This window comes from Priestia sp. P5_B4 (assembly GCF_056400385.1).
On sequence record NZ_JBFULJ010001172.1, the window covers coordinates 1 to 961 of the forward strand.

The following is a 961-nucleotide window of genomic DNA, read 5'->3' on the forward strand; positions in this document are numbered from 1 at the left end:
GCATGGTTCTTTTATATATATGTAAAGGAGGACCTGTAGATTTACTAGGGCATTTTATGTTTAGTGCTCATATGACGCAAATGGCAATCGTTTACTTGGTGATTCCTCCGCTTTTTATTTTAGGAATTCCGGCGTGGTTAGCTCGTTCTGTTATTTATGTAAGAGGGGTTAAACCTATTTTTAAATTCTTTACACAGCCCTTAATTGCGCTACTGTTATTCAATGGGTTATTCTCTTTGTATCATATTCCGCTGCTTTTTGATTTTATTAAAACGGATATGATGCTCCACGGAATCGTAAGTGTTGTATTATTTATCGCTGCATTTTGCATGTGGTGGCCACTCGTTAATCAGCTAGAAGAAGAACAGACGCTAAGTTCTTTAAAAAAGCTTGGATACATTTTTGCAGATGGCGTACTCCTTACTCCAGCGTGCGCGCTGATTATTTTTGCAAATCATTCTTTATATGCGACGTATACAGACTCAAGCGCTTGGGTACAAGCTCTTTCCCTTTGTGTACCGCCTTCTATGATTGCAAGTTTAGGGCAGCTTGCTCCCGAGATGTTTAATACGCTGCCGCCCGTGGAAGATCAGCAGCTAGGCGGCGTTATTATGAAGATCATTCAAGAAATTGTGTATGGAACGGTTTTAGGCTTTATTTTTTTTCAGTGGGCTCGAAAAGAACGAGAGAAAGATACGTACATGCCCGATTTTACTGAGCCTCAAGATATAAAACCAAAGGAATTTCCGTCTACTCCTCCTTTGAATTAAAAAAAGCGCAGTGTGATTACTGCGCTTTTTCCAATTCTATAGCTGAACGGTTTCAAGCTGTGATTTGATTTGTGTTAATATCTTTTCACACTGTTCTACAAGGGATGGCGGAAAGTATTCGCCGTCACCATATTCTACACCGTGAGGATAATAATGTTTGCCTAGTAGAGGTGTCATAAGATGAATAACAG

Annotated in this window: 1 protein-coding gene and 1 pseudogene; one reads left to right on the top strand and one right to left on the bottom strand. The window is 39.6% G+C overall.

Going from position 1 to position 961, the window contains the following annotated elements; genetic code table 11:
• The coding region (gene ctaG, locus AC1DRF_RS29700) for a cytochrome c oxidase assembly factor CtaG (RefSeq protein ID WP_477742532.1) at positions 1-770 on the top strand (770 nt) is incomplete at its 5' end.
• Between the two features lie 36 nt (positions 771-806).
• On the opposite strand, the pseudogene AC1DRF_RS29705 reads toward ctaG, so the two are convergent.
• Positions 807-961 (bottom strand): annotated as a pseudogene (locus tag AC1DRF_RS29705) (YugN family protein); the annotation flags it as partial.